At 61.1% G+C, this 18,755-nt stretch carries 19 protein-coding genes and 1 pseudogene; 11 read left to right on the top strand and 9 right to left on the bottom strand.

Going from position 1 to position 18,755, the window contains the following annotated elements:
- Positions 1 to 65: 65 nt before the first annotated feature.
- Entirely contained in the window at positions 66 to 998 is a 933-nt protein-coding gene (locus ASD02_RS22465; protein WP_057207206.1) for a LysR family transcriptional regulator, read from the bottom strand.
- A 154-nt stretch (positions 999 to 1,152) separates the two neighbouring features.
- Positions 1,153 to 2,184 carry a helix-turn-helix domain-containing protein gene (locus ASD02_RS22460; RefSeq protein WP_057207207.1) on the bottom strand — a complete coding sequence of 344 codons (1,032 nt, stop codon included), beginning with the start codon at positions 2,182 to 2,184 and terminating at the stop codon, positions 1,153 to 1,155.
- Positions 2,185 to 2,272: 88 nt separating this feature from the next.
- Here ASD02_RS22460 and ASD02_RS22455 point away from each other — a divergent pair, with 88 nt between their 5' ends.
- The gene (locus ASD02_RS22455) at positions 2,273 to 3,829 is read left to right on the top strand and encodes an FAD-binding oxidoreductase (protein WP_057220048.1); all 1,557 of its coding nucleotides are present in this window, start codon (positions 2,273 to 2,275) and stop codon (positions 3,827 to 3,829) included.
- Positions 3,830 to 3,972: 143 nt separating this feature from the next.
- Here ASD02_RS22455 and ASD02_RS39900 read toward each other — a convergent pair.
- A pseudogene (locus ASD02_RS39900) lies at positions 3,973 to 4,038 on the bottom strand (DNA polymerase IV); the annotation flags it as partial.
- Positions 4,039 to 4,718: 680 nt separating this feature from the next.
- Between ASD02_RS39900 and ASD02_RS22445 the strand changes: the two are divergent.
- Complete coding sequence (locus tag ASD02_RS22445) at positions 4,719 to 6,152, top strand: family 16 glycosylhydrolase (RefSeq protein WP_057220046.1); 1,434 nt, start codon at positions 4,719 to 4,721, stop codon at positions 6,150 to 6,152.
- A gap of 367 nt (positions 6,153 to 6,519) precedes the next feature.
- Complete coding sequence (locus ASD02_RS22440) at positions 6,520 to 6,705, top strand: twin-arginine translocase TatA/TatE family subunit (protein WP_025430220.1); 186 nt, start codon at positions 6,520 to 6,522, stop codon at positions 6,703 to 6,705.
- A gap of 244 nt (positions 6,706 to 6,949) precedes the next feature.
- Here the strand turns inward: ASD02_RS22440 and ASD02_RS22435 are convergent, their stop codons facing one another.
- From ASD02_RS22435 to ASD02_RS22425, 3 genes are read right to left on the bottom strand one after another with little or no spacing between them, the layout of a single operon-like run.
- The gene (locus tag ASD02_RS22435) at positions 6,950 to 7,873 is read right to left on the bottom strand and encodes a U32 family peptidase (protein WP_057220045.1); all 924 of its coding nucleotides are present in this window, start codon (positions 7,871 to 7,873) and stop codon (positions 6,950 to 6,952) included.
- Between the two features lie 4 nt (positions 7,874 to 7,877).
- Entirely contained in the window at positions 7,878 to 8,855 is a 978-nt protein-coding gene (locus ASD02_RS22430; RefSeq protein WP_057217002.1) for a peptidase U32 family protein, read from the bottom strand.
- Positions 8,846 to 9,352, bottom strand: a complete 507-nt coding sequence (locus tag ASD02_RS22425) for an SCP2 sterol-binding domain-containing protein (protein WP_057220044.1) — start codon at positions 9,350 to 9,352, stop codon at positions 8,846 to 8,848. The genes ASD02_RS22430 and ASD02_RS22425 overlap by 10 nt, the downstream gene beginning before the upstream one ends.
- 113 nt (positions 9,353 to 9,465) lie before the next feature.
- On the opposite strand from ASD02_RS22425, the gene ASD02_RS22420 reads away from it, so the two are divergent.
- Both ASD02_RS22420 and ASD02_RS22415 read left to right on the top strand, forming a co-directional pair.
- Entirely contained in the window at positions 9,466 to 10,977 is a 1,512-nt protein-coding gene (locus ASD02_RS22420) for a UbiD family decarboxylase (RefSeq protein WP_057217006.1), read from the top strand.
- Entirely contained in the window at positions 10,974 to 11,600 is a 627-nt protein-coding gene (locus ASD02_RS22415) for a UbiX family flavin prenyltransferase (protein ID WP_057220043.1), read from the top strand. Before ASD02_RS22420 ends, ASD02_RS22415 begins: the two co-directional genes overlap by 4 nt.
- Here ASD02_RS22415 and ASD02_RS22410 read toward each other — a convergent pair.
- The 3 genes from ASD02_RS22410 to ASD02_RS39245 all read right to left on the bottom strand — a co-directional run bounded on the left by ASD02_RS22410 (position 11,549) and on the right by ASD02_RS39245 (position 12,949).
- Positions 11,549 to 12,241 (bottom strand): NnrU family protein, encoded by a 693-nt coding sequence (locus ASD02_RS22410; RefSeq protein WP_057220042.1) that lies wholly within the window; start codon positions 12,239 to 12,241, stop codon positions 11,549 to 11,551. The genes ASD02_RS22415 and ASD02_RS22410 overlap by 52 nt on opposite strands.
- Before the next feature lie 9 nt (positions 12,242 to 12,250).
- Positions 12,251 to 12,667, bottom strand: a complete 417-nt coding sequence (locus ASD02_RS22405; RefSeq protein ID WP_057247457.1) for a hemerythrin domain-containing protein — start codon at positions 12,665 to 12,667, stop codon at positions 12,251 to 12,253.
- A 120-nt stretch (positions 12,668 to 12,787) separates the two neighbouring features.
- The gene (locus tag ASD02_RS39245; protein ID WP_164474911.1) at positions 12,788 to 12,949 is read right to left on the bottom strand and encodes a hypothetical protein; all 162 of its coding nucleotides are present in this window, start codon (positions 12,947 to 12,949) and stop codon (positions 12,788 to 12,790) included.
- Positions 12,950 to 13,072: 123 nt separating this feature from the next.
- Here ASD02_RS39245 and ASD02_RS22400 point away from each other — a divergent pair, with 123 nt between their 5' ends.
- The 6 genes from ASD02_RS22400 (at position 13,073) to ASD02_RS22375 (ending at position 18,701) form a co-directional block, all read left to right on the top strand.
- Positions 13,073 to 13,630, top strand: coding sequence for a cytochrome c oxidase subunit 3 (locus ASD02_RS22400; RefSeq protein WP_025430212.1), 558 nt, complete (start codon positions 13,073 to 13,075; stop codon positions 13,628 to 13,630).
- 4 nt (positions 13,631 to 13,634) lie between these two features.
- Positions 13,635 to 13,913: a cytochrome C oxidase subunit IV family protein gene (locus tag ASD02_RS22395; protein ID WP_057217014.1), complete on the top strand. Its 279-nt coding sequence runs from the start codon at positions 13,635 to 13,637 to the stop codon at positions 13,911 to 13,913.
- Positions 13,914 to 14,085: 172 nt separating this feature from the next.
- The gene (locus tag ASD02_RS22390) at positions 14,086 to 14,538 is read left to right on the top strand and encodes a cytochrome c (protein WP_025430210.1); all 453 of its coding nucleotides are present in this window, start codon (positions 14,086 to 14,088) and stop codon (positions 14,536 to 14,538) included.
- 24 nt (positions 14,539 to 14,562) lie between these two features.
- Positions 14,563 to 15,909 carry a nitric-oxide reductase large subunit gene (locus tag ASD02_RS22385; RefSeq protein ID WP_025430209.1) on the top strand — a complete coding sequence of 449 codons (1,347 nt, stop codon included), beginning with the start codon at positions 14,563 to 14,565 and terminating at the stop codon, positions 15,907 to 15,909.
- Positions 15,910 to 15,976: 67 nt separating this feature from the next.
- Complete coding sequence (locus ASD02_RS22380; protein WP_025430208.1) at positions 15,977 to 16,789, top strand: CbbQ/NirQ/NorQ/GpvN family protein; 813 nt, start codon at positions 15,977 to 15,979, stop codon at positions 16,787 to 16,789.
- 10 nt (positions 16,790 to 16,799) lie between these two features.
- Positions 16,800 to 18,701, top strand: a complete 1,902-nt coding sequence (locus ASD02_RS22375; protein WP_057217016.1) for a nitric oxide reductase activation protein NorD — start codon at positions 16,800 to 16,802, stop codon at positions 18,699 to 18,701.
- Positions 18,702 to 18,755 lie beyond the last annotated feature (54 nt).

The following is an 18,755-nucleotide window of genomic DNA, read 5'->3' as shown; positions in this document are numbered from 1 at the left end:
AGATCTATCCTGAGATCGGGAGAATGGTCAGAAGTTGGACGTCAGTCATTCGAATATCGGCATAATCAAGGGAGCGTACCTGCTTCTGCAGCCAGTCGGGCAAATTCGGAGCGCAGACGTGGCGTGGCGAAATCGACAAAGGCTCGAACCTTGGGCACGGACATGCGCCCCTGGGGTGCGAGCAAATGAACGGGCAGGGGTGGGTGCTCGGCGTCGGCGAGGACGATCTTCAGTCGCCCGTCTTTGACATGTTCAGCGACATGATAGGAATAGAGCCTGGCTACGCCTCTACCCGCGACGGCCGAAGCAGCGGCGGCCCGAACGCTGTTGACGATCAATCTCGGCGTGAAGTGAACCGTCCGCGGAATGGTCGAGTCTTCTGCCGGTGTGAAGTTCCAGGAATCGAGACCGAAATTGGTAAAGGCGATGATCTGGTGCTTTGTGAGGTCGGCTGGCACCTCGATGACGGGATGATTGGCGAGATAGCGGGGAGAAGCGACCACCACGCGCCTGACATCACCGCCCAATCGCGTGGAAATATGTGACGAATCCGCCAGATGGCCAATACGCAACGCAATGTCGACGCCTTCGTCCACCAGGTTGACGAACCGATCGAGCAGCAGCAGCCGGGCAGAAACAGCCGGGTGGACGTCGAGGAAATCATCCAGGATCGGACGCATAACCTCGTCCCCTATGATCGGCGGCACGGAAATGGTCAGCGTTCCACGCGGAGCCGCACGCTCACCGCCGGCGAGCATGTCGGCCTCCTCGAGATCGATCAGCACCCGCCGACAGGCAGTCGCGTAGCGTTGGCCGGCCTCGCTGAGCTTGAGTGTGCGGGTCGTGCGATGCAGCAGTTCGGCACCCACATGCGCTTCCAGGAAGCTCAGCGCGCGACTGACCGCCGTCGGGGAGCGCTTCAGCCGACGGGCAGCACCTGCGAGGCTGCCCTCGTCGATCGCGGTCACGAACACTTTCATTGCATCAATGCGATCCATTATTCTGCCGATCTCCGGTGTAGTGCCTATCAGCAGGCAAGTATTCGCCCGAAACTGGCAATAGGTAAATATGCGAACCGAAGGCACCTTCGGTTCCTCTCGGTCGAGATCGATATCGGCGATCGTCGCCGGCTGTGCCGAAACGCGGCTCCAATCAGGTATGTTTCAAGGCTTGGCGCAGCGAGCCAAATCTGAGGCGATAATGCGCGGCGGTCAGGCCCGTTTCACGGTGGAACAGGCGGCTGAAGAAGCTTGCGTCCTCATAGCCTGTTTCGTTGGCGATCGCCTCGATCGTCAGGTCGGTTGTTTCCAGCATCTGCTTTGCTTCTTCGATACGAAGCGCGTGTGCGTAGGCCAGCGGCGTCATACCTGTCGCTTTGGTGAAGCGGCGGATGAACGAGCGTTCCGACAGCCCGGAAAGAGCCACCATTGCGGCGACGGGCGCGCGGGTCTTGTAGTTCAGCGCGAGCCACTTTTGGCAGGAGTTGATCACCGCGTCGACCGTCTGGCGGAGGCTCATGAGTGACGCAAATGGCTGCTGCCCCAGGTCATGCCATTGCAGCATGTAGACCTTGGCCACTTCCATCGCCTCCTTGAGGCCGACGAACCGCGCAATGAGGTAGAGAGCGAGATCCTGCCAGCTTGACCCGCCCCCCGCCATAACGATGCGCTGCGCCTCACCACTCAGGACCAGTGACCGATCCAGGCGCACCCTGACACCAGGGTAATTGTTGGAAAGGGTCGTGACATAGCCCCAGTGGATCGTCGCTTCGCAATTGATGAGCAGTCCCGCCTCGCCGAGCAGGACGGCACCGGAACAGGCACTGGCCAGCAACGCGCCATCCTCATGCGTTCGCCTTAGCCATCTTGCTTCAGGCTCATACAGCCCTGCGACGCTGTCGCCCGGATTGATGAAAAAATCCGGAATGCACACGATCTGCGGTGGAGGGCAGTCGCCGAATGCGAAGTCTGGTTTGACCCAAATGCCGTTGGCGGCGCGAAAACCACTGTGTGAACGGGCAACGACATAGGGGCGCATGCGCTGTTGTCCCGCTTCACCCTTGACGATGAACGGCCAGTCGCGGCCGGGAGATGAAAACAGATCGAACATGCCGAACAAGGCGGAGGCCGTGACTTCGGGCACCGCGAGAAGTGCTACATTGATAGGGCTGTCCTGATCAAGCATGGCAGAAATGACCGCCTTCCAGCATTTTCGACTTTAGTACCAAGCGTCGAACGCGACTAGGCTCTTTCAGCCAAGAGGAGGTCTCGACATGTCCCATGATGTGCTCCGCAGTGTACTGCGTGGCGAGCTGCTCGAGCCCGGAACTTCGGCTTATGACGCTGCTCGAGTGGTTTGGAACGGGCTGATCGATCGGCGGCCTGCCTTGATTGCCAGATGCCGCAATGCTGCCGACGTCATCGCAGCGGTAAACCATGCGCGGACGCATCGGCTCACCATCGCCGTTCGCAGCGGCGGGCACAATGTCGCCGGCTACGCCGTTTGCGATGATGGTCTGATGATCGATATGTCGCCCATGAATGCCGTCCACATCGCGCCTGGGCTCGACCGTGTGCTGATCGAAGGCGGGGCGACATGGGGCGATGTCGATGCGGCGACCACGCCTTTTCGGCGGGCCACGCCGGGCGGACTGATTTCGATGACAGGCGTGGCCGGGCTCACTCTTTCGGGCGGCATTGGCTGGTTGCGCGGCACCCATGGCCTGAGCTGCGACAATCTCATTGCTGCCGATGTGGTCACCGGTGATGGCAGGCTCATCCGCGCCAGCGAAGTCGAGAATATCGACTTGCTTTGGGCGCTAAAGGGCGGCGGCGGGAATTTTGGCATCGTCGTGAACTTCGAGCTTCGTCTTCACGAAATCGCCGATCCGGTGATGTTCTGCGCGCCTGCCTATCCGGAAGAGCACGCCGTCGACGTCATCCCACAGTGGCGCGACCATATGGCTTCAGCCCCTGACGAAGTCAGTGGTCTCGCCGAATTCTCCACCATACCGAGTGATCAGGCCTATCCGGAACAGACATGGGGCAGGCGAGTGATAACGCTTGCCACTGTTTATGACGGTCCCGCTGAAAAAGGGGAGCGCGTCATGCAGCCGTTGCGCGCTCTTGGTGAGCCGTTGCTCGATTTCAGTGGTCAGATGCCCTATCGCGAGCTCCAGTCCATTTATGACGCATTGTTCCCCAAGGGGCGTGACCGCTGCTACTGGAAATCGACCTACCTTTCGGGCCTTGGTGACGATGTCATCGGCGCGATCATCGAGCGCCTGATTAAACGACCCTCCGAGATGACCTACGCGTCGATCTGGAAATTTGGCGGAGCCATGCAGCGCGTTGCTTCCGATGCCACTGCCTTCGGCGATCGCAACATACCTTACATGTTGAGCCTTGATGCGATCTGGTCCGATCCGTCAGATGATGACGCGAACATCAGTTGGGTTCGCAATGCATGGCAGGACATGCAGCCACATTCCACGGGTCGCCTCTACCTGAATTTTCCCGGGCTCGGCGAGGGTGACAACCTGGTTCGCAATGCTCTCGGCGCTGAAACCTATTCGAGACTTCAGAAGATCAAACGCGTCTACGACCCGGAGAACATCTTCCACTTGAACCAGAACATTGCGCCGGACGTTCGATTGTCTTGCCCAATGAGCGGTCGCGGCAGTCGGCAAGGGCTGCACTCTGCCGATGGGGCGGATCGACCTGTGGATCCAAGCGCGCGTCACGCCGGAGTGGTACGCCATTTAGATCGCGACGTTGTCCCGCTCTCTCCTGTTACCAGTGGAACATTCGAGCTGACGCCGATGAGGTAAATTTCATCCGCGGATCTGTGGAGGAGAAACGTGATGGCGACAGACATGACCATATCCGAGGTTTTGAGAGATCCGCTTATCAGGCAGGTTTTGCGCGCCGATGGTATCGCACCTGACGTGTTTTCTGCTGCTTTAAAGCAGGCGGCCGCAGGTTTGCGACGCAGTCCCGGATTGTCTTGCTCTTCGACTGAGGCCCAGAACGCATCCATATCGACGTGAATGAGTTTCCGGAGCGGTCAAGTGCCTCATCGTCCAAGGTAGTTTCGCGACCAGCTGTTTAGCGAGGCGACAAGATCGTCTACGCGCGGCCGCCCACCGCGCGTTCTTATTAGACGTGCAAAGATCGCTGTAGGACTTTGAATTGCTGCATGTTTTTATCCTTAAATCGAAGGCGATTTAAGAATAAAAATATGCAGTAGGCGGCGGCAACGATACGAGTTGCTTGCGATCGTCACGAACGGAAATTCGTTCTCCAGCACACCCGAACCGGTGCTTCGGTGCCGCTTTTCGGATGGCGCCGTCGCCGTTGCCGAGCATCCAAGGCGCCACGTGCGGTTCCGAATCGGACAATTTCGGCAGCATGCTTCGAAGCCTACTTGCGTAACCGGGAGCATCCACACATGAACGCCGGAACACACCTTTGCGTTCATGCAAGATCTCTGAGGATGTGGCAGGATTTCCCTCTAAGCCTTTCAATACGCGACAAAATTCTGTTTGCAGCGATGTGACCTGGGTCGTGTCATTTACTGCGGCAAAGCGTTGAGATCATCCCGATCACCTGCGTTTTCCAGCGCCGCAATTCACATCAAAAACCCATAAATGCAGGCGGTGCCACCGTCTGCCGAGCGATGTTAGCTTGCCTTCGGGAGGAAACGAAGGAGCTGACCATATGCCAAAATCGATCGTCAACGCCGTAGGCACCCCGCTTTTTTACAGTGGAGCATCGACTGCGTGGTTCTCTGCGACGGGATCGGGGCCTGTGCTTTACGGCACTGAGGCAAACGACTCGATCTGGGGCGATGGCTCCGTCGATGTCACCATGGCGGGCGGGAAGGGTGACGACATTTACTACCTCTATTCGGGCATCAACCGTGCCATGGAGACGGCTGGAGCTGGTGTTGATACCATCAACACCTGGATGAGCTATACCTTGCCTGAGAATTTCGAAAACCTGACCGTCACCGGCAGCGGCCGGCATGCTTTCGGCAACAACGCCGACAATATTATCTCGGGGGCTTCCGGTAGCCAGACGATCGACGGCGGCGGCGGCAACGACATTCTGGTCGGCGGCAGCGGCGCGGACATCTTCGTCGTCGGCCGAGGTGGCGGCGGCGATCTGATTGCCGACTTCGACAGTTCCGATACGGTCCGGCTGAATGGTTACGATCTCACAAGCTTCCAGCAGGTCACCAGCCTTGCGACACAGGAAGGCACGGATTTGAGGCTGAACCTCGGCGACGGCGAGAGCTTGCTGTTTGCTGACACGACCGTGGCCGATCTCGCGCCGGAGCAATTTCAGCTTAGTCTCGATCGCTCAAACCTTGCGCTGAGTTTTGCCGACGAGTTTGACAGCCTCTCCCTTCATGATGGCGATCAGGGCGTATGGGATGCAAAGTTCTGGTGGGCGCCTGAAAAAGGCGGAACCTTGGCCAGCAACGGCGAACTGCAGTGGTACATCAATCCTGACCATGCGGAGACCGCTGCCATCAATCCATTTTCGGTCGAAGATGGCGTGCTGACGATTAAGGCAGAGCCGACGCCGGATGCACTGGAATCAGAGATCGATGGGTACGAATACACGTCCGGAATGCTGACGACGTACTCGACCTTTGCGCAGACCTACGGCTATTTCGAAATCAGAGCGGACATGCCGACCGAAACCGGCACTTGGCCGGCGTTCTGGCTGTTGCCGGCAGATGGCTCCTGGCCCCCCGAACTCGATGTTGTCGAGATGCGGGGGCAGCAACCGAACATTGTCAACGTAACCGTTCACAGCAACGAGACCGGCGAACAGACAAGCGAGACGACCGCAGTCAAGGTCGCCAGTACCGAAGGGTTTCACACCTACGGCGTGCTATGGGAAGAGGATGAAATCGTTTGGTATTACGACGACGTCGCCGTGGCGCGTGCCGATACGCCCGCGGACATGCACGACCCCATGTACATGGTGGTCAATCTGGCGGTGGGAGGGGCAGCGGGGGAACCGAACGCAGACTTCGGCGACGGAGCGGAAATGCAGATCGACTATATTCATGCCTATGCTCTGGATGAAGTGCAGTCGGCGACTGGCGAAGCGCAGCCGATGGACGACTGGTTATCCTGATTCTTCACTTGGGCGCGCGCCGACCAATGCTCAGCCCGTGCCTCCTTGAGCGGTTGGACAGTGCCGACATCCGTCCGAAGTTGCCCCGCGTCGAACAGTCCGGCGATTGCGCGCAGTGCCTTGGCTCGCTTCTCGTCGGGATGCGCCGTCGGCGACACAAGGATGCCACCGGGCCGGCAATCTCTGGTAGCGGTTTAGCGCCAATGACCACCAGATCGGACTGACTGGTGAACGAGCGCCGCGCGCTTTGAATGTTTGCGACCTGACAAAGACCGGTGCCTCATGGCCCGCTAGCTTCCCGATTGTCGCCAGCGGCGCCATCGCCGCGCGGCATTGTAACGGTTCATTGGATCAGGGAAACAACGATATGGGATCTTTTAGTGTCTGGCATTGGGTGATCGTGCTGGCAGTCGTGTTGCTGTTGTTCGGGCGCGGCAAGATCCCGGAGTTGATGGGCGACGTCGCCAAGGGCATTCGCAGCTTCAAGAACGGCTTGAGCGACGAGACCGCAGCGCCCGCCGAGAAGCGGATAGAAACGGGATCGGGAGAGTAATCGGTTGCGCCGAGCCCACGACCAATCAGCCTGAGCATGCCGATCGTCAACCGGCTCGCTCAGGCAGTCGGTCGGAGGAAGCCTCACGACCTGCTGGAGCAATTGATCGATTTTCTTCCGGCAAATTCAAACGAGCGTGGCGTGATCGATCAGACGCGGATGCTGCCGACGAAGTCAGCGATGTTGGCATCGTGTGTCGGCACCATGGCCGCGTGGATCAACGCAGCTGCCAATGCGCGTCTCCCTAGGGTGAGGCGGTCGGGGCTGAGATCCACGACGCGCCGGATCGGCCATGGTGAAAGCCGTTCGACAACGGCACGCCGGGATAGGCGATAGCCAGCCGTTCGAGCCCCTCTGTGGCCGAGATCCGCCCGGTTGCAACGTCCTCATAGATACGGGCGACCGTCACCATGTCGCAGTCCTGCGGCGACAGCCGGATTCGGCTGACGCCGACGGCCGCCAGTTCGGCAAGCTCCTGCAACAGGCTCTGGCAGGTGTGCGACAGGGTCTGGACCCCATTGAGCGTGAGGAACGGCTGGCGATCGAGCGTCTCGACAATGAGGCCGTCGCTGTCTTCGCCGCAGATGAACTGGCAGTTGTCCTTGACCAGCCCCTTGGAGCGGGCGTGGGCGCAGCGCGCCGAGATTGCCAGCGGCACGCGGCCAAAGCCGAAGATTTCAAATTCGACATCAGGCGCATCGCGAACGATGTCGCGCACTGATGCCATGGGCAACTCCGGCGGCAGGCAGATGCTGGTCGCACCGCGTGACGCCAGCAGTCTCGCGGTGGCACCGTTGTAGACGTTGATCAGAGGTCCGATCGAATGCGGTTTGCCGGCAAGGAGCCCGAGCGCGGACAGATCGTTGGCCTCGATCGGGTGGATGCTGTCGCGCACCAGACCGCGCACGAGTTGGCTCTCGCGCTCCAGGGTGACGAGTGCAAGCGAGGCAAGGCTGACCTTCTTGCCGGCGCCTTCCAGCCGTTCGATTACTTCCGCGACATGCGGCTCGATGAAATGCAGGCGCTTCGAGCAGACCGCCTCGCCGAGGGTGACATGATCAACCGGGGCTTCGTCGGCGATACGGAAATAGAAGTCGCGCCATTTGGGTCCGTCCCAGAGGTAAAGCACCGGGCCGAGGCTGAGCGAGGGGTGGGTTGTTGCGGACATGTCGTTACCTCCACCGCTTTTCATAGGCGCCCGACGTCGTCTTCTGTCCTTCGCTGAGCCGCCTAAGTCGTGACAACAAGGCGGGCCTTTCGGCCGCATCGGCAGCGACGGCGCGGCGCATGATTGAAACAACCTCGGCGACATAGGCCTTGCCGCGCTGGCGACCCTCGATCTTCAGTGCGCCGACGCCGGCATCGCGCAAGGCATCGATATGATCCATGACATCGAGAGAAACCGGATCCTCGAAGGCGTAGCCACGCTCCTCGGCAATGTCGAAACGTCCCTTGCAGAGCGTCGGATAGCCGGCAGCCTCGCCGGCCGGAAATCGGTTGATGGTGTAGTCGCCCAGCTCCGACACCAGTTCGCTGCCATCCTCGCGGTAACGAACGTGGCTTGCCGGCGAGCAGACTCCGTTCATGTTGGGCGATTTGCCAGTGGCATAGGACGACAGCGAGCAGCGGCCTTCTGCCATCACGCAAAGCCCGCCGAAAACAAAGACCTCGATCTCGCAGCTGATCTGCCGTGCAAGGCGGGCAATATCCGGAATGGTCAGAATACGCGGAAGCACGACGCGCTTCGCTCCGAAGGTTTCGACCAGGAATTTGACGGCATCGGCGTTGGAGGCGGAAGCCTGGACCGAGACGTGTAGCCGCTGCTGAGGGTGGCGCTCGGCGGTGTAGGCCATCAATCCGAAGTCGGCGAGGATCACGGCATCGGCCCCCAGACGCACGGCATCGTCGACGGCGTCATGCCAGAGCTTTTCGTGGCCAGCCCGCATGAAGGTGTTGATGGCAACGAAGGTCATCACCTTGTGCCGGCGCGCATAGGCGATCGCCGTCTTCAGCTCGTCGCGCGAAAAGTTCAGGCCGGGAAAGTTGCGTGCATTGGTCTCGTCGCGAAAGCCGCAATAGACCGCATCGGCACCGGCATCGACGGCCTCGCGAAAGGCAGCCGGCGTGCCTGCCGGACAGATCAGTTCCATCTGGCTGCCTCCCCGGACAATGCGCGTGTCCTGATCTCAGATGCCGCGCGCAGAACCAAAGGCGCGAACGGCCCGCTCATGCGGGCGATATCTGCGGGCAGGTCGATATTGCAGTCGTCGAGCGCGTTGCGCAGCGCCAACATGGCTTCCATGTCGCCCGTTATCGTCAGGCTTCTGGAAAAGAACACGGCATCGCCGTCGATCTGGCCCTCGAGCAACGCCAGAAGCAGCACGAACTTGCCGCCCATGCAGGCGTCAGCGGCCGGCAGATGGGCAGCGCGGTGAACAGAGATGCGCCGGGCGGCCGGCTCGACCAGAAAGCTTACCGGAAGGTCCGTCGGGATGAACGCATAGCGTTTGCCGGCGTGCTCCCCGAGCCGGTCAAAAAGATCCGGATGCTGCTCGACGACCTGGGCAAAGACGAGCCGCGCGGCGTGTTCTAAGAGGGGGATTGGCACGATCCGGAGCGGCGCGGTCATCGCAAAGGGTAAGGTCATGGGCTGCCTGCATGAAAACGGAGCAAAGAATGGCCGCATGCTAGTCGGCGCGTCGCCGCCGCTGTTTGTCCCACGTCAAAGACATCGGGCATTTGCCGCCCGTAAGAGGCGGTATGAACAAGAGCTTCCGTCCCGCCAAGGGTTTCGTCTCGCTTCAGGATTTTGCCTGCGCACTGGAGCGTGAGGGGGAGCTGAAGCGTATCTCCCGTCCCGTGTCGCTGGTGCACGAGGTGACGGAGATCCACCGGCGCATTCTGGCGGATCATGGCCCGGCTTTGCTCTTCGAGCGGCCGGTCGATGCGTCTGGACGCATCCACAACATCCCGCTCTTGGCCAATCTCTTTGGCACCGAGCGTCGGATCGAACGTGGTTTCGGCCTGCAGAACGGCGGACTGACCGCGCTTGCGCGAGACCTGGCAGAGCTGCGGGACCCGCGGGCGCCGGGGTCGCTGCGCGACGCCTGGGACCGGCTGCCGCTGTTGCGCTCGGCGCTCTTCATGCGGCCGAAACATGTGACATCAGCACCGTGCCAAGACATCGTCTGGCGCGGTACGGACATCGACCTTGCTCGATTGCCGATCCAATGGTGCTGGCCGGGCGAACCCGCACCGCTGATCACCTGGCCACTGGTGATCACCCGCGCACCGGACGATCCGCGTGATGTCAATGTCGGCATCTATCGTATGCAGGTGCTTGGCCGGGATCGAGTGATCCTGCGCTGGCTTGCCCATCGCGGCGGCGCGCGACACCATCGCCTGTGGCAGCGCCAGGGGCGCGACATGCCGGTTGCCGTAGCAATCGGCGCCGATCCTGCGACGATCCTCGCTTCGGTCATGCCGCTGCCGGAGGGGCTGAGCGAGCTCAACTTTGCCGGATTGCTGCGGCGCAGCCGAACGCAATTAGTCGCCGCCACATCGGTGCCGCTGGCCGTGCCGGCAAATGCCGAGATCGTGCTTGAGGGAACGGTGTCGGCAACCGAGACCGCCGACGAGGGCCCCTATGGTGACCATACCGGCTACTACAATTCGGTCGAGCCGTTTCCGGTCATGACGCTTTCTGCCATCACCACGCGCCGTGCCCCCTATTACCTCTCCACCTACACCGGCCGCCCGCCAGACGAGCCTTCGCGGCTCGGCGAGGCGATGAACACATTGTTCATTCCGCTCGCCAAGAAGCAGTTCCCCGAGATCACCGATCTCTGGCTGCCGCCGGAAGCCTGTTCGTATCGCGCCATGGTGGTCGCGATCGACAAGCGTTATCCCGGACAGGCGAAACGCCTGATGATGGGTCTGTGGTCGATGCTGCCGCAGTTCAGCTACACCAAGCTGATCATCGCGGTCGATCCGGATATCAATGTCCGCCACTGGCCCGACGTCATGTGGGCGCTGGCGACCCGCTTCGATGCCAGCCGCGATGTCACCATCATTGCCGACACCCCGATCGACTATCTCGATTTTGCGTCGCCGCGCTCCGGTCTCGGCGGCAAGCTCGGGCTGGATGCCACCACCAAGATCGGTTCCGAGACCGATCGGGAATGGGGGCGAGTGCTCGACATGACGCCGGATGTCGTCCGCCAGGTGGATGCCATCTGGGCCGATCTTGGGCTTGAAAGGAAAGCATCATGAGCAGGCACCGAATTGTCGTCGGCATCACCGGTGCGTCGGGCGCTGCCATACCGTTGCGCATTGCCGAGCGGCTTGCACAGATCGAGGAAGTGGAGATGCATCTGGTGCTATCGCCGTCGGCCCATCGCACACTTGCCCATGAGGTTGGCGGACATGCGCTGTTGCGGTTGCTGGAGAAGACGGACCGGACCTATGAGCATGACGATATCGGCGCTGCGATCGCCAGCGGGTCGTTTCCGACCGCCGGCATGATCGTCGCGCCCTGTTCGATGCGCACGCTTGCTGCGATCGCCAACGGGCTTGCCGACAATCTCATCGTTCGCGCCGCGGACGTGCACCTGAAGGAACGCCGTCGTCTGGTGCTGATGGCGCGCGAAACGCCGCTGCATCTCGGCCACTTGCGCAACATGTGTGCGGTGACCGAGATGGGAGCGATCGTCATGCCGCCGGTGCCGGCGTTCTACAATCGGCCTGATAGCGTCGAGGCAATCATCGATCATCTCGCCGCAAGGGCGATCGATCTCCTCGCGCTGCCGATCGGCCCGCTTGCGACCGCCTGGCAGGGGGAGGTTCAGTCGAAAGGCAACGCCTGCAACAGCGGATCTGCCCCGAACATAACGTAGTGGCCACCGGCGAGCAGCCAGAACGTGATCGCCGCGGTCGCGAAGGCTGACAGGATCATCACCGGATCGAGACGCAGGCACGCCTGACCTTTCAATATCGCGACAAAGGGCCAAATCGAGGTGCCTTGCTGGGCAATCGACCAATTGTCCGCCAGGCGGCGCCGCACACGCTTTTCCACCATGAGGAAACCGCCGAGCGCAAACAGCGCGAAGCCGCCGAAGAGCACTAGGGAGCGCAGATCGCCATTGGCGACGACATGGCCAAGAGCCCACAGAAGGAAGCCACAAAGCACCGGGTGACGTGTGACGCTGACGATCGCTCCCTTCCGGGCGTTGCTCTGGTAAATGGAGATCGACAACGGGTTCTCACTGAACAGGCCGGCGAGAACGAGGAAGAGCCCGAGTGGCGCGAGGACGAATGTCGTCCACGCCTGCCACGGGGCCGGCTCCCAGAGCGGGATGAAATCGAGCGCAAGCGCTGCCTGAAAAACCCAGATGAGCGCGACGATCGACAGCAGCGAATAGACGGTGAAATAGGTCCGCCGCCCCAATAGTGTGATCAGCCGCTGACGCAGCGTCGGCAATGCCGGCACCATATGAAGGGCAAGGAAAACTGCGAATGCCGCGAGAAAATTGTACATCACTGGGCCTCAGATCCTCTCAGCAAGGAGCAACCGTTCTGTCGCGATATGGCGCCGGACGGTTTCGAAAAAGGCGCGCAGCATGTAGCCGATCGCCTCCCAGCTGTGCGGGCAGCGCGCGTGAAGCAGTTCATGGAGGACGCGGGCGACTTGCTCGGCCAGTTTTCCGTCATGCCGGTGCTCGTCGCGCAAACGCTCGATCAGCCTCTGTCCGTCGTTGGGGCTTCTTGCCGCCATGATGGCTGGAAACAGGATCTGATCCTCAAGCCTGTGCACGGCCAGCAGCGTCGATGGCAACTTCTCTGCAATCTCGCTGCAAGCGGCCGCATCGATGCGGCGCGGCAGGGAGTCGGCAATCGCCTCGAGGCGATCACACAATCCGAGTAGGCTCTGATAGCCTTCTTCCAAGGCAGTCCGTCCGGGCATGGGCAGCTCCGTCAGCGAGATTTGTCATCCCTCAAACGTCTAGGCGCAATCGAAAGGGCGATCTTTGACATTTCGCAAACTGGATGGTGACCGCCTGGTGAGGAGACATCCGCGACATGGCTATTGCGACGGGTCGAGGAAGAGCACGACGGCGATCGCGACGGAAAACAGGATAGCCGACAGCGTTGCCGCACGCTGCAGGACCCCCATGCGATAGAGAAGGATGGCGAACCCGACAATGATCGGGGTTGCGACGGAAAGGCCGATTTGAGCATCTGTCATCGAAAAACTCCTGGAATGATCCTGCTGCTATCAGCCCAGTTGCCAGGCCTCTTTGCGTAATCGCAAAGACAGGTCATCCCCGCCTGCCTAGGTGTCGGCCGGTTCCGGCAAAGGAGTTGGCGCATGGACGGACGGGCACTCCCGGTTCAAGACGCAGACGAGAACGCATCCGCGGATGACCTTCTGCTTTGGGTGCTGGTGTGGAGCGAGTTGGCCGCCTTCGGCATCCTGCTCGTAGGTTTTCTCGTGGTCGGTGTCATCCAGGCGGACGCGTTTGCCGCCGCCCGTTCACATCTCAACCCGTTGCTCGCAGGTATCAATACGCTCGTTCTTCTGACCAGCGGCTGGCAGGCGGCTCTGGCGACGCGTCCGGCAGCTTCGACGCCGACGCGCCGGCGCGCGCTCGTTCTTGCCGCGCTCTTCGGTTTCGCCTTCGTGGCCATCAAGCTGTTCGAATATTCGACCGAAGTCGCCGTCGCCGGGTTGCCGAAGTTCGGCGCCTTCTTCGAGCTCTATTTCCTCATCACTGGCTTCCACCTGCTGCATGTCGCCTTCGGCAGCGTGATTCTGCTGTTGGTCGCCTGGCGCCCAAGCCCGGGAAACATCGCTCTGATCACCACGCTCTGGCACGTCATCGACCTTGTCTGGATCGTGATGTTCCCGATCATCTATCTCGCGTGACGCCATGACCCATCACAATGCGCGCCGACTTCGCAATACCTTTGCCGTGCTGATCGCGATCGTGCTTTCGGGCATGGCCATCATGACGATTTGCGGCGGCACGGCTTTCGTGATCGCGGCCCTGCTGGTGCTGGCGGTGATCAAATGCCGGCTTGTTGCCCTCGATTTCATGGGCCTTGGTCAGGCGCCGGCTGGCCTGCGGTTTGGCCTCTTGGCCTGGCCGATGATGCTTGCGCTTCTGGCCCTGGCCAAGCTTGCGATGGACGTGGTGCTATCCGCTTGAAACCACTCTCTGTCTTGTTTGCCAAAACGCAAAGAAGGCCCTTCGGAAATCCCTAGACATGGGTCGCGCCCCGACAGTTCGTCGGTGCCGCACGTCGCGGCGCCAAGCGGGGAGGGGATCAGATAAGCCGGCCACGGTGTTTGCGGCCGGCCGAAGTCGAAAGGATGACGTGATGGCAGAACGCCTCACCAAGACCGGGGCCCGAAACGTCTTTTACGGCGGGTCCTTTTTCTTTTTTGCAATCTTTGTCGGGCTTACCGCCCACAGTCACTACTACATGCGGACTGTTTCGACCGATGAGTCGACCCTGACGGACGCCGTCGCCCGCGGCAAGCACGTCTGGGAAAAGAACGCCTGTATCAACTGCCACACGCTTCTCGGTGAAGGCGCCTATTTCGCGCCCGAGCTCGGCAATGTCTGGAAACGCTGGGGCGGCGAGACCGATCCGGAAGGTGCGCGCGAGACGATGAAGGCCTGGATGGCGGCCCAGCCGAGCGGCATCGAAGGGCGCCGCCAGATGCCGCAGTTCAACCTGACCGAACAGGAACTCAACGACCTCGCCGATTTCCTGGAGTGGACGAGCCGCATCAAGACCCAGAACTGGCCGCCGAACGAGGCCGGCTAAGCGTTGCGATTGGAGTGTGAAATCATGAAATACCAGACCCAGAAGGTCGCAATGCTCTACTTCTACGGAGCAATCGGCCTGTTCCTCGCCCAGGTGCTGTTCGGCGTCCTTGCCGGCACCATCTACGTCCTTCCCAATACCTTGTCCGAACTGTTGCCTTTCAACATCGTTCGCATGGTGCACACCAACGCGCTCATCGTCTGGCTGCTGATGGGCTTCATGGGGGCCACCTATTATCTCCTGCCGGAAGAGGCGGAGACCGAGCTTTACAGCACGAAGATCGCAATCGCGCAGTTCTGGATCTTCCTGATCGCGGCTGCGATTGCCGTCGTCGGCTATCTCCTGCACATCCACGAAGGCCGAGAGTTTCTCGAACAACCCTTCGCGATCAAGGTCGGCATCGTCATCGTCGCTCTGATGTTCCTCTATAACATCACGCTGACGGTCCTTAAGGGCCGCAAGACGACCGTCACCAACATCCTGATCTTCGGGCTCTGGGGTGTGGCGATCTTCTTCCTCTTTGCCTTCTACAATCCGATCAATCTCGCGCTCGACAAGATGTACTGGTGGTACGTGGTTCATCTCTGGGTCGAAGGCGTCTGGGAACTGATCATGGCTTCGGTGCTCGCCTTCCTGATGATCAAGCTCAACGGCATCGACCGGGAAGTCGTCGAAAAGTGGCTCTATGTCATCGTCGGCCTGGCACTGTTTTCAGGCATCCTCGGCACTGGCCACCACTACTACTGGATCGGCGCGCCGGGCTACTGGCAGTGGATCGGTTCGCTGTTCTCGACGCTCGAGGTCGCACCGTTCTTCACCATGGTGATCTTCACCTTCGTGATGACCTGGAAGGCCGGTCGCAAGCATCCGAACAGGGCAGCGCTGCTGTGGTCGATCGGCTGCTCGGTGATGGCCTTCTTCGGCGCCGGCGTCTGGGGCTTCCTGCACACGCTGTCGTCGGTGAACTACTACACCCACGGCACACAGGTGACCGCCGCTCACGGGCACCTCGCCTTCTTCGGTGCCTATGTCATGCTCAACCTTGCGGTCATGGCCTATGCGATCCCCGAAATCCGCGGGCGGGCGCCCTATAACCAGATGCTTTCGATGGTCAGCTTCTGGATCATGTGCACGGCCATGTCCGTGATGACCTTCGCGCTCACCTTCGCCGGTGTGCTGCAGGCCCATCTGCAGCGCGTGCTCGGTGAAAGCTACATGGACGTCCAGGACCAGCTCGCGCTGTTCTACTGGATCCGCCTTGGCTCCGGCGTCTTCGTGCTGATCTCGGCACTGATGTTCGTCTGGGCAATCCTCGTCCCCGGCCGGGAACGCAGCAAGACGCTGAGCGCATCGATGCAGCCCGCAGAATGAATGAACGTGCCGGTCCGGGTTACCCGGACCGGCCAATCTCCTTCCTCCTTTTTTACGGAGTCATGCCATGAGCATTGTTCAACCAAGCCTGGTACCGGTATCGATCGACATTCCGGCCTATAGCCCCTCCGGCAATGAATGCGCGCTGTTCGAGAATGCCTGGGTCCGGCAATTGCCGCTTCTGCTCAAGGGGCCGACCGGTTGCGGCAAGACGCGTTTCGTCAGCCATATGGCAGCAAAGCTCGGCCTGCCGCTTTCCACCGTCTCCTGCCATGACGATCTGGCCGCAGCGGATCTGACCGGACGCTACCTGTTGAAGGGCGGAGATACGATCTGGGTCGATGGCCCCCTGACGCGCGCCGTGCGTGAAGGCGGGATCTGCTACCTCGACGAGATCGTCGAGGCACGCAAGGATGTCACCGTCGTGCTGCATCCGCTGACAGACGACCGCCGCATGTTGCCGCTGGAGCGGACCGGCGAGCTGCTCGAAGCGCCTTCAGCGTTCATGCTGGTCGTCTCCTACAATCCCGGCTACCAGAACCTGCTCAAGAGCCTGAAGCCGAGCACCCGACAGCGCTTCGTCGCGATCGAGTTCGATTTCCTGCCACGCAACCAGGAGATCGAAGTGGTCTCGCGCGAGAGCGGACTGGCCGCAAGCCAGGTCGCGCCACTCGTCAACCTCGCTCAGCGCCTGCGCGCACTCAAAGGGCATGATCTCGAGGAGGGCGTCTCGACGCGGCTGCTTGTCTATTGCGCCTGCCTGATCGATGCCGGAATGCCGATCAGGGACGCGGTGCGCGCTGCGATGATCGAGCCGCTGACCGACGAGCCGGACGTGCGGGCAGCCCTTCTCGAAGTCGCCGCCTCCTTGATCGCCTGAGGACAGGCCCATGCTGGATTTCCTAGAACTCGAAGAAACCGTCGGGCGCGCCTGGCACCGGTTCATTGGCAACACCGGCACCTGGCGACGTTATCCCGAACAGGCTGTCAAACTGGCCGACATGATGCCGATGCTGGCGATCAGCTTTCGGGGACACGGCGGCGAGACCGCGGTCCAGATCGTTCCCGCACGCGGCCGCACCTCTGGCCACCGTCTGAAGTGGCGACAGAAAATGGGTCTCGGCGAGGAAAAGCTCGTTCAGCCTGGCCGGGATCACGCCTCGTTGATGCTGCCGGGCGAGATCGACATCTTTCCCGACCGGAAACTCAACATTGACCTCTATCTCTGGCTGGTCGCCTATATGGCGACCATGCCGCTTGCCCCGCGTGATGAGGCCGACCCGTTACAGGCCGACCTTACGTATCTGTCGCGGGCGCAGGAAACCGTGGCGGAGGTCTTTCAGCGATTTCCGGGCATGCGCCATAAATACTGCCGCCTGGCTGAAGCCGTTCTCGTCGAGCGCCAGCGCGGTTCACTCCCGTCGGTAGAGCAGCATGTCGAAAACCGTGTCCTGCGGCTGTTGCGCAAGGCGGCCGGACAGCCGGATACGACTTTGCCGGTAATCTTCCCGCATCGCGCGCCGCCGGGATATTTGCCGCTGCTGCCGGTGCCGCTGTGGCCCGATACCTTGCTGCGACCCGAGACCATTACCGAACGCGATGACGATGTGGCGGCAACAGGTGCCGCCTCCAGCCAGATCGCCGAGACCGAACGGCACGTGGCCGTCAGGGAAAACCCGGAGAACCGCAAGGGCGATCGTAGCCCCTTCATCCTCAACCGCTTCGAAAAAATTCTGGCGATGGCCGAGATGGTCAATGTCGACCGGCCGTCCGACGACAGCGACGAACACGACAACAAGGCCGCACAGGATCTTGACGAGATGACGCTCGGCGAGCGGAAGGGCCGCCCGTCTGCGCGTTTCCGCTTTGATCTCGACCTGCCGCCGGAAGCCGTCGACCCGACACCGCTGACATCAGAACTGACCTATCCCGAATGGAACTACAGGACGTCGAGCTATCTGAAAGACCATTGCCGGGTGCTGGCCAGCCCAGCCTCGGGCATGGAGGACCGGGCTGAACTCACACCGGAAACCAGGAGCCTGATCCGGCGGGTACGGCGCCAGTTCGAAGTGCTGCGTCCGCGCAACGAGATCCTGCGCGCGCAGATCGACGGCGCCGATCTCGATCTCGATGCCGTGGTGCGGGCTCGCACCGATCTGGCGGCCGGCGGGCAGGGGAGCGATCGCATCCATCTGATGAGCCGCCCGCAGGTTCACGACCTCGCCGTCACCATCCTGGTCGACGTCTCGCTTTCAACCGATGCCTGGTCCGACAATCGCCGGGTGCTGGACGTCGAAAAGGAGGCGCTGCTCATTCTCGCCCATGGCCTTTCGGCCTGCGGCGACAATCATTCGATCCTCACTTTCACCTCGCGGCGGCGCGACTGGGTGAAAGTGGAAAGCGTCAAAGCTTTCGACGAGCCGATGGGCCCGCTGGTCGAATCCCGTATCGCCGCATTGAAGCCGGGATATTACACCCGCATCGGTGCGGCTATCCGCCATGCCACATCAGAGCTCCAGAGGCAGCCCAACCGCAAGAAGCTGCTTTTGGTCCTGACCGACGGCAAGCCGAACGACGTCGATCACTATGAGGGACGCTTCGCGCTGGAGGACAGCCGCAGGGCGGTGATGGAAGCGCGCCGCAGCGGCATCAGCGCTTTTGCCGTCACCGTCGACCGCGAGGCGAGGTCCTATGTGCCTGCCATGTTCGGCCAGAACGGTTATGCGCTGGTCGGCAATATCACCCGGCTGCCGGCGGCATTGCCGGCGATCTACCGAAGCCTGGCGGGATAGAACGGTCAGGTACAACACGAAAAGGCCCGGTCTCGACCGGGCCTTTTCGTGTTT

This window comes from Ensifer sp. Root1252 (genome assembly GCF_001425885.1).
Taxonomy (GTDB): Bacteria; Pseudomonadota; Alphaproteobacteria; order Rhizobiales; family Rhizobiaceae; genus Ensifer; species Ensifer canadensis.
The sequence above is the reverse complement of the archived record's forward strand: the minus strand, read 5'-3'. Positions and strand labels throughout refer to the sequence as shown.